The 8,988-nt window shown below is 68.3% G+C and carries 9 protein-coding genes and 1 pseudogene; 3 read left to right on the top strand and 7 right to left on the bottom strand.

The window, feature by feature from the left end; genetic code table 11:
• Nucleotides 1–45: 45 nt before the first annotated feature.
• Together epsV and epsU are read left to right on the top strand one after the other, a co-directional pair.
• Nucleotides 46–1,479, top strand: a pseudogene (gene epsV, locus D7Y13_RS33170) (PCP family exopolysaccharide biosynthesis protein EpsV); the annotation flags it as partial.
• 49 nt (nt 1,480–1,528) lie between these two features.
• Nucleotides 1,529–2,740 (top strand): exopolysaccharide biosynthesis GT2 family glycosyltransferase EpsU, encoded by a 1,212-nt coding sequence (gene epsU, locus D7Y13_RS33165; RefSeq protein WP_120583678.1) that lies wholly within the window; start codon nt 1,529–1,531, stop codon nt 2,738–2,740.
• A gap of 11 nt (nt 2,741–2,751) precedes the next feature.
• On the opposite strand, the gene D7Y13_RS33160 is transcribed toward epsU, so the two are convergent.
• The 5 genes from D7Y13_RS33160 to epsH form a co-directional block, all read right to left on the bottom strand.
• The gene (locus D7Y13_RS33160) at nt 2,752–3,270 is read right to left on the bottom strand and encodes a MerR family DNA-binding protein (RefSeq protein WP_120583679.1); all 519 of its coding nucleotides are present in this window, start codon (nt 3,268–3,270) and stop codon (nt 2,752–2,754) included.
• A complete protein-coding gene (locus D7Y13_RS33155) occupies nt 3,245–3,685 on the bottom strand; it encodes a hypothetical protein (RefSeq protein ID WP_120583680.1) in 441 nt (146 codons plus the stop codon). Before D7Y13_RS33155 ends, D7Y13_RS33160 begins: the two co-directional genes overlap by 26 nt.
• A gap of 60 nt (nt 3,686–3,745) precedes the next feature.
• Nucleotides 3,746–4,186, bottom strand: a complete 441-nt coding sequence (locus tag D7Y13_RS33150; RefSeq protein WP_120583681.1) for a hypothetical protein — start codon at nt 4,184–4,186, stop codon at nt 3,746–3,748.
• A gap of 81 nt (nt 4,187–4,267) precedes the next feature.
• Nucleotides 4,268–4,471, bottom strand: coding sequence for a YjzC family protein (locus tag D7Y13_RS33145; protein ID WP_120537491.1), 204 nt, complete (start codon nt 4,469–4,471; stop codon nt 4,268–4,270).
• A gap of 130 nt (nt 4,472–4,601) precedes the next feature.
• Nucleotides 4,602–5,912 carry an exopolysaccharide biosynthesis glycosyltransferase EpsH gene (gene epsH, locus D7Y13_RS33140; protein WP_120537492.1) on the bottom strand — a complete coding sequence of 437 codons (1,311 nt, stop codon included), beginning with the start codon at nt 5,910–5,912 and terminating at the stop codon, nt 4,602–4,604.
• A gap of 59 nt (nt 5,913–5,971) precedes the next feature.
• On the opposite strand from epsH, the gene wzy reads away from it, so the two are divergent.
• Complete coding sequence (wzy, locus tag D7Y13_RS33135) at nt 5,972–7,555, top strand: exopolysaccharide repeat unit polymerase (protein WP_233595547.1); 1,584 nt, start codon at nt 5,972–5,974, stop codon at nt 7,553–7,555.
• 7 nt (nt 7,556–7,562) lie between these two features.
• Here wzy and D7Y13_RS33130 read toward each other — a convergent pair whose 3' ends face one another.
• Both D7Y13_RS33130 and D7Y13_RS33125 read right to left on the bottom strand, forming a co-directional pair.
• A complete protein-coding gene (locus D7Y13_RS33130) occupies nt 7,563–8,018 on the bottom strand; it encodes a hypothetical protein (protein ID WP_120537493.1) in 456 nt (151 codons plus the stop codon).
• The gene (locus D7Y13_RS33125) at nt 8,019–8,657 is read right to left on the bottom strand and encodes a Mov34/MPN/PAD-1 family protein (protein WP_233595548.1); all 639 of its coding nucleotides are present in this window, start codon (nt 8,655–8,657) and stop codon (nt 8,019–8,021) included. It lies immediately after the preceding gene.
• Nucleotides 8,658–8,988: the final 331 nt, after the last annotated feature.

Genomic DNA, 8,988 nt, shown 5'->3' with positions numbered 1-8,988 from the left:
GGAAGCCCCAGTCGATGAGGTCCGCCGTACGTCCCCGAGCGCGAGGAGACGAACGCGCCGGCGGACCTCATCGACTGGGGCTTCCTCTTCGACGGGCTGGGGTTCGTGCGCCGGGCGGTGCTGCGGCACTGGTTCCTGGGCCTGTGCATCATCGCGGTGATGAGCGCCCTGGGCTCCGCTGCGGCGAAGCTGATGCCGCGCAAGTACCACGTCGAAACGCGGATGCTGACGTACCGCAACCTCATCATCTCCTCGCTGGTGAACCCGGGCCGCTCCATCCCGGTGGAGGCGGATCAGCCCACGCGCGCCGCGTGGGAGATGGTGCTCAGCCGGGGCAACCTCAAGTCCGTCATCAAGAACGCGAAGCTCATCGAGTACTGGGACAACATGCGGTCGCCCATCAGCCGCCTGAAGGAGCAGTACACGAAGAAGGCGCCGCCCCCCATGTCCGACGCGGACAAGGAAGAGGCGCTCATCGCGATGCTGGAGACCAGCCTCAACGTGATGGCGGAGGGCGGCTCCGGCACGGTGACCATCGGGGTGGACTGGAGCGACCCGCAGATGGCCTTCAACATCGTGGAGGCCGCGTCGCAGAACTTCCTCGACATGCGGCACGACTCGGAGATGGGCGCCATCACGGAGTCCGTCAACATCCTGAAGTCGCAGGTGGAGAACGAAGCGGCGAACATCAAGCAGGCCATCAACGACCTGGAGCGCGCGGTGAAGCAGGCGGACGCGCGCCGCAAGAAGCGGGAAGCGGACCCCAAGCAGGCCAGCGCGCGGCAGGCGCTGTTGCAGACGGACCACGCGCTCGCGCAGCTGAAGTTCCTGGTGCAGGCCAAGCGCCGCGCCATCCGCGACGTGGAGGACTTCAGGAGCCGCCGCCTCACGGAGCTGCGCTCGCAGCTGGCTGAACAGCGCGTCGTCTTCTCACCGCAGCACCCCGTCATCGTGGACCTGGAGCAGCGGGTGGCGACGATGCAGGCGGACTCGCCGCAGCTCACGTCGCTGCGCTCGGAGGAGCAGTCGCTCATCCAGGAGTACCTGCGCATGGGTGGCACGGACGTGGAGTCCACCACCTCGGAGGGCCCGAACCTGGCCGGGTTGGGTGGCCCCATGGCGGGCGCGATGCTGGGCACGCCGGATGATCCGGAGGTGGCGGTGGCCACGGACCGGATGCGCATGGTGGTGATGCGGCACCAGGAGAAGCTGCGCCGGTTGGATCAAGCGCAGACGGAGCTGGAGATTTCGAAGGTGTCCATGAAGCACCGCTACAGCGTGCTGTTGCCGGCGCTCTTCCCGGAGAAGCCGTCCAAGCCGAACCCGAAGCTCATCGCCATCGCGGGCGTGGTGGGCGGGGTGGCGCTGGCGGTGTTCGCGGCGGTGGCGTTGGACATCCTGCGGCGCCGCATCCTGGAGAAGTGGCAGGTGGAGCGGCTCTTGAAGTTGCCGGTGCTGGCGGAGCTGGAACGCCGCTGAAGGTTCAAGCGCGCGGTGGCCTGGAGGCGACGCGCGCGGGGGTGACACTGTGACGGTCTGGACCTGGGTGGACGTGGCGCTGTGCGTGGGGCTCTTGCCGGTGGCGGGAGGCTGCGGCTACCTGCTGCTCTTGACGCTGCTGTCGGGACGCAAGGCAGCGCCGGTGCCGCCGTCGCCCGCGGCGCGCAAGTTCGACGTGGTGATTCCCTCGCACAACGAGGAGCTGGGCATTGCCCGGACGGTGGCGAACCTGTCCGCGGTGGACTACCCCACGCACCTGCGGCGCATCATCGTCGTCGCGGACAACTGCTCGGACGCGACGGCGGAAAAGGCGCGCGAGGCGGGCGCCACGGTGCTGGAGCGCCAGGACGCGGAGAAGCGCGGCAAGGGCTACGCGCTGGCGCACGCCTTCGAGCGCAGCCAGAAGGACGGCTTCGCGGACGCGGTGGTGGTGGTGGACGCGGACACGGTGGTGACGCCGAACCTGCTGCATGCGTTCTCCCGCCGGCTGGAGGACGGGGCGCACGCGGCGCAGGCGCACTACGGGGTGATGAACCCCACGGCGTCGTGGCGCACGCGGCTGATGACCATCGCGCTGGGCATGTTCCACCGGGTGCGCTCCATGGGGCGCGAGCGGATGGGCGTGTCCTGCGGCCTGCGCGGCAACGGCATGTGCTTCACGCACGCGGTGCTCAAGCAGGTGCCGCACGACGCGTTCAGCGTGGTGGAGGACCTGGAGTACGGCATCCGTCTGGCGCGCGCGGGGCACCGCGTGCACTACGCCTGGGAGGCGGAGGTGCTGGGGGAGATGGTGACGGCGGAGAAGCAGAGCCGTTCGCAGCGGCAGCGCTGGGAGGGGGGCCGCGCGCAGATGCGCAAGCTGCACGGCTGGCCGCTCTTGAGCGACGCGCTGAAGCAGAAGAGCGGGCTCTTGTTCGACTTGTCCATGGACGTGCTGGTGCCGCCGCTGAGCCAGTTGGTGCTGGCGACGGTGGCCGGTTCGGTGCTGGCGGCCGGTATCGTGTGGCTGTCGGGGGGAACGGCGGTGGCGGCCTCCGCGCTGTCGGCGTTCGGGCTCACGTCGCTGGCGCTGTACGTGCTGCGCGGCTGGTGGGTGTCCGGCGTGGGCGCGCGTGGCCTGCTGGACCTGGCGTGGGCGCCCATCTACGTGGTGTGGAAGGTGTGGCTGATGGTGCGAGGCCCCGGCGCGGAGAAGCGCGGCGAGTGGGTGCGCACCACGCGCGAGGCGGAGCGACGGTAGTCGCGCGGAAGTCAGGTGCCGGCGGCCGTGGACCGGCGGCGCGGACCTCGCACGGCGGCCGGTGACGCGGACCGGGTCTTCCGAGCCGTCACCTCCCGTGGAGCCCCCAGGGACACCTGGATGGGGCACACGGTGTCCTCCGCGCAGAAGCCTTCAGCCATCAGGGTGGTGATGGCGTGGCGCATGCGGCGCAGGTCGTCGATGCGCGCGTCGATGGCCTGGACCTTCGCTTCCGCGAAGCGGGCCACATCGCGGGTGGGGGCGCCGCGCCGGTCGGACAGGGCGAGGACCGCGGAGACCTCCTTGAGGGTGAAGCCCAGCTCCTGGGAGCGGCGGATGAAGCGCACGCGGATGGCGGCCTCCGGGCCGTACAGCCGCTGGCCGCTCTCGCTGCGATCCAGCGGGGTGAGCAGCTTGCGCCGTTCGTAGAAGCGCAGCGTGGACAGCTTCACCCCCGCGGCGCGAGCGAGGGCGCCAATGCGCAGGGGCGTCACCGGGGATGCTTCAACGGGCCGTCGCAAGGCTGCCATCACGCCACCTCCTGGTGCCGAGGATGACACCGCCCTGCGCGAACATCCACGCCAGCTCCAGCACCAGGAAGACGACGAGCACCCGCGTGGCCCCGTGCGCCAGCGCGAACACCATCCACGAGGAGAACAGCGCCCGGCCCACGGTGTCGAAGGCCCCATGGAACGCGGAGGGCCGGAGGATCCGCACCACCGACCACACCGACACGATGGTCCCGAAGAGGGCGACGAAGAACAGGTGCGTGGGCGTGAACACCGGCAGGGCATCACCGCCCACGGACAGCGCGTGGTGCACCTGACGGATGCCGGAGAGCACCACGTCCGCGGTCCACGGGGTGGCGAACGGCAGGGTGACGACCAGGTCATACAGCGCACTGGCCAGGACGACGCGACGGGACAGGGAGGAGTCAGGGTTCATGCCGAAAACCCTAACCCCTGCACCTTGGTGCAGAGGCAAGCGCCCCTCGTACGACAGGGCTCAGCGGGCCGTCACCGGAGCACCTTCACGGCCCTTCCGCGCGGCCAGCAGGAGACCGCCCTGCGCGAACATCCCCGCCAGTTCCATCACGAGGAACGCGATGAGCACCTGCGTCACGCCCTGCGAGAGCGCGAGCACCATCCACGTGGCGACCACGGCCCGGCCCACGGCGTCCACTGCGCCATGGAACGCGGTCGGCTGGATGACGCGGACCCCCGCCCACAGCACCGCCAGGACCCCGAACAGGGAGACGAAGAACAGATGCATGGGCGTGAACACCGGCATGGCCTCACCGCGCAGCGACAGCGCCTCGTGCGTCTGGCCCATCAGCGAGAGCGCCACCTCCGCCGTCCACGGCGTGGCGAACGGCAGGGTGACGACCAAATCGTACAGCGCGCTGCCACGGATGATGCGGCGAAGCAGGGAAGAGTCGGGGCTCATGCCTGCGACTCTACCGACTTGCCCTGTCACGGCGGCGAAGACCCCGGCACGGAGTGGAAGCTCCGTGCCGGAGGACGCTCATCAGGTGATGCGCTGGAGCTTCCAGTAGGCCGACTTTGCCGACGACTTGATGGGCGGGAACGTCTCCCCCTTGCTCAGGGGAATGACGCGCTCCTCCGCCGTCGGTGCCGGACTGGTCGAGCCGTCCACGTAGCCATCAAACACGTAGTTGCCCGACGTCTCGCACTTCTCGCCCGTCTTGAAACGATCTCCGACCTTCGCCATGACGCTTCCTTTCGCTCCCGGAGTGGGAGGCAGGAGCGTCCATCGAAGCGAATATCCGGACCATTCCTCCGAAGAGGTAGAGGTCCAGGTCACACCTCGCGGCGCGACCGGCGCGGATCCGCCACGAACCTCAGTCCGCCAGCGGCATCCCGAAGTCCGGCTGCCCACGCTCGCCGGACACCCAGCGGTAGACCTCCAGCACCTGCTCCGCCTTCGCGCGCCACGTGAAGTGCTTCTGGATGCGCGCCCGCGCGCGCTCACCCATGGGCCCAATCACGGACGGATCCGCGACCAGCTTCTCCAGCACCCCGCGCACGCGCTGCACGATTTCGTCCGGCGTCCCCATGGGGATCGCGAAGCCCGTGGACGGACTCACGATTTCACCCGGACCGCCGTAGTCCATCACGATGGGCACCAGCCCCAGCGCCATCGCCTCCGCCACCACCGCGCCGCCGAACTCGCGCACGCTCGGGAAGCCGAAGATGTGGTTCTTCGCCAGCCGGCCCTGCAGCTCCTGGTGCTTCACCCAGCCGGCGAACGTGACGCCGTTCTCCAGCCCGCCCCGGGCCACCTGCGCGCGCAGGTTCTGCATCTCCGCGCCGTCGCCGATGAGCTCCACCACCACCTTGCCCTCGCGCACCAGCGGCGCCGCCGCGTCGATGAGCATCGCCATGCCCTTGTACGGCACGAAGCGCCCCACGAACGCCACCCGCAGCGGCTCCCCCGGCTTCGGGGCCTCCGCCTTCGACGCGCCGAAGCGCCGCACGTCGATGGCGTTCTCGGGGATGTACACCGTCTTGTCCTGGTACTCCGCCGCCAGCTGCGAGCGCGTCGCCCGCGAACCCATCATCAGCGCCGCCGCGTTCTTGCGTGTCGACTTGTAGAAGGGCATCAGCTTGTAGACGTCCCGGATGTAGCTCAGCCACTCGCGCTCACGCACGCGCGCATCCCCGAAGCCCTTGGGCCACGGCAGGCCGCCGTTCATCGGACCCATCACGAAGGGCACCCCCGCCTCCGCGCACCGCGCCGCCAGCGTGCTGGGCGTCGTGGGGCTGATGGGCGTGTAGCGGTGCACCACGTCGAATTCCTTCGCGCGGATGCGGTCCCCGAAGCGCCGCCAGAGCAGCTCCTCGAAGTAGTAGTACGGCAGCACGCTCAGCGCCGTGGCCGTCGTCCAGCCCACGCCCGCCTTGCCCCGCAGCACCTCGCCCACCTTCTCCAGCGGGCGCTCCACCAGCGTCGAGTCCAGCGCCGTGAAGTCCTTCCCCTCCACCAGCCCCTGCTTGAGGATGTTCTCGCGGTTTCGGACCTGGGTGACCAGGTGCACGTCCGCCACCTCGGCGAGTGCCCTGGCCAGGGACCAGCCTTCCAGGGGGACGCTCACCCAGTCAGGGTTGCACAGCTCAGCAATCAGGAGGACGCGGGGTCGGGAGCCAGCCATACGCCTTCCGCATCTATCCCAACCCGGGCCCGGGATATAGCCTCCCCCGCATCCGTCCGATGACCTTCGCACCCTCCCGCGCCGCCTGGCTCCAGTACATCGTGATGGTCGCGGGCCTGGGCGCCGTCACCCTGGGTGCCGCCGCCGTGGGTAACGGCGACCCCATCGTGACCCTGGCGCCCACGCTGGCGCTCACGGTGGTGTGGGTCATCTGGAAGCTGCCGCTGCGCTACCTGGCGCTCACGGTGCTCTACCTGGTGCTCGCGGTGGACTACACGCCCGAGCGCCCCCAATCGATGTTCTGGCCCTCGCCGCTGTTCCCCCTGGGCAAGCTGCTCTTCACCCAGATGCATGAGCTGGTGGGCATTGGCGCCCTGAGATTCCCGCTCATCGACGGGCTCATCATCGGGTCCATTGGCATTGGCATCTGGCGGCGGGCGAAGAAGTCCACCATCGACCCGCCCGTGGTGCCCATCCCCCGGCCGCTGGCGGTGGTGCTGGCCATCTCCTTCTTCTCCATCATGTGGATGGAGGTGTGGGGCATCGTCCGGGGCGGGGACATCAAGAACTCGCTGTGGCAGTGGCACCAGGCCGCCGTGCTCCCGCTGGTGGCGATGATGTACCACTACAGCCTGCGCGGGCCGGAGGACTGGCCCGTGGTGGCGCGCACCATCATCCTGGCGGCGCTCACCAAGTCCGCGGTGAGCACGTACTTCGCGCTCGTGGTCATCCCGGCCCAGGGGTTGGAGGTGGAGTACACGACCTGCCACTCGGACTCGATGACGTTCATCTGCGCCATCACGGTGTGCATCGCACGGTGGCTGGAGAAGCCGAAGTCCGGACACGCCATCCGGGGCCTCATCATCATCATCCTGGTGTTCATCGGGATGTTCTTCAACGACCGGCGGCTCGCGTACGTGAGCCTCGTGGGTGGCCTCGCCGCCGCGTACTTCTTCAACCCGTGGACGCCGCTGAAGAAGTTCATCACGCGCGGGCTCATCGCGTGCTCGCCGCTGCTCGTCGTGTACTTCCTGGTGGGGTGGAGTTCGAACAGCAGCGTGTTCAAGCCGGTGGCGACCTTCCGCTCCATCATCGAGGGACAGCACGCCGAAGGAGAGCTGGACTACCGCGACATCGAGAACCTGAACCTCATCGCGACGTGGAACACCAACCCGGTGTTCGGCACGGGCTACGGGCACGAGTTCCTGGAACCCTATCCGCTGCCCAACATCGCGTTCGTGTTCCCCACGTACCGCTTCCATCCGCACAACTCGCTGTTGGGCCTCTTGGCCTTCGGCGGGTGGTTCGGGTTCACGGGCGTGTGGATGTACCTGGTGGTGACGGTGTACCTGTCAGCGCGCTCGTACCACCGGGCCTACGCGGCGGAGCACCGCACGGCGTGTCTGGTCATCGTGGGCGTGGTCGCGTCGTACCTGAATCAGGTGTTCGGAGACATGGGCATCATCTCGTACATCTGCACGTTCCAGGTGGCCGTGATGTCGGTGCTCGCGGGCAAGCTGGCCATGGTGACCGGAGCGTGGCCGTGGCCCCAGCGTGAGAAGGTGCTGGGCCTGAAGCGCGTGGAGCCTCCGCCTCCGGAAGAACCGCGTCCCGTGACGGTGGACGCGGGCCAGGTGGCGTGACGGTGCGTCAGCGCTGGACCGCGAGGATGCGCCACTGCTTCACGTCGATGGCGTAGGTGGAGCTCATGTCCATGACCGGCCCGTCTGAATCACAGGTGTTGTGCCTGGGAACAATGTTCACGAGCAACACGCCTTCGGACGCGGGGGACGTCCACACGTCGTAGGAGTCACGCCGGTAGAGGCAGACCTCATCCGGAGTGGCGCCCTTGTGCGGCTTGATGTCCAGGGGGAGGAAGTCGTCCATCGCCAGTTGGGTCGCGACCACCACGGTGGCGGGGGTCAGCATCCGGCCCTCGGCGGGGAGATCCAACGGGAACTTGAAGCGGGCCGCCTCTTCGGGCGGAGCGAAGACAGGACGCACCGGCCCGCGGAAGAGCGCGCAGGCGGGAAGGGTCAGCGCCAGCAGCAACACCAGCGCCTGCTTCAAACGCCGATGCTGGAACACAGAACGCTCACGCCCCATCTAGTCCTCCACGGGCGTGACGAAGCCCATGTCCTTGTCGCCTTCATGGATGTACCCGACGAGCTTCCACGCCTTGTCCCGTCGAAGATAGACCTCTCCTGGACGACGCTCCCCTTTGTATGGAATCAACTTCGTGAGGGTGCACCCGGAATCGAACTGGATGCGCAGGGACCAGCGCTGGGATTCGGCCCAGCGGTCCTCCCGGGACATCTTCGAGGGGAACCAGGGATGGCTGTGGAAGTCGGCCAGGATGGACACATCACCCCGGTCGTCCCGCACGCTGCTGGGAACGCTGCAACTCTTGCGGCGTTGGTCCGTCCCGACCAGCCTCGTCCGGCCCAAGGGTGAAGGCCAGCTCGCGGAGTACTCCCCGTTACCAAGAGAGTAGAGGACCCCGCAGTACTCCCGGCCGTAGTCCTTCGCCTGGGCGAGGTCCAACGCCATGACCGCCGGGCAGAGCTGGTCGATGACCTCATCGACGTTCGACGACGGCTGCACCGCGGGCCAGGGCCCCTGGACCCAGACCTCGTTTCCCTGACGGCCGAAGAGGACCTCACTGCCGCGCTGCCAGTAGGACGGGGTGCCAGCACAGCCCAGCAGCACCATCACCCCGACACTCCATCTCCACCGCTTGAGCATCCCGCCTCGCCTCTCCCAGACGGGAGGAGGCGGAAAGGCATAGCATGCTCAATTCATCCAAAACGAGATTTGAGTGTAAATCATGAACCACCCACAAACGCCCTTCCACGGCCTCGGCCGCGATGGCGTCGCTCTCCCCACCCGACGTCCGGATGAGACGACGCGCCGGCTCGGTCAACGCGCGGTCGCCTCCGCGAGCCTCGTCGCACGCCCGACGCCACGGAGTTCGCCGCCATCGAGGCCGCGTTCGACGCGTGGCGGGCGCTGTCCTCGACGTGCAGCGACTTCCGCTTCATCCGGGGGAAGGACTGGCAACAGAAGGTGGACGTCG

Origin of the sequence: Corallococcus praedator (assembly GCF_003612125.1) — a bacterium.
GTDB lineage: Bacteria > Myxococcota > Myxococcia > Myxococcales > Myxococcaceae > Corallococcus > Corallococcus praedator.
The sequence above is the reverse complement of the archived record's forward strand: the minus strand, read 5'-3'. Positions and strand labels throughout refer to the sequence as shown.